A 230-nucleotide genomic window follows, 5' to 3' on the forward strand; every position below is an offset into this window, starting at 1 on the left:
TTTATTTTAAGTGCTGGCATAGTCGGTGGCGTTTATGTCTTTTCGTTGTGGGGAGAAAGCCTATCGCAAATCCTTATGACCACAGACAAGCACTTTTGGTATTTGTCGCGCGCAAGTGGTGTGATTGCGTATGCTTTATTTTGGTTGGCAATTGTTTTTGGTTTGTTGCTCAGTACGCGCCTATGTCGGTATTTTAATGCGGCAAAAGTATTTGCATTACATCAATATTT

The 230-nt window shown here is 40.9% G+C and carries 1 pseudogene; it reads left to right on the top strand.

Going from position 1 to position 230, the window contains the following annotated elements:
• A pseudogene (locus ACT3TU_RS14435) lies at nucleotides 1-230 on the top strand (ferric reductase-like protein); the annotation flags it as partial.

This window comes from Psychrobacter sp. AOP3-A1-26, from assembly GCF_052378235.1.
Taxonomy (GTDB): Bacteria; Pseudomonadota; Gammaproteobacteria; order Pseudomonadales; family Moraxellaceae; genus Psychrobacter.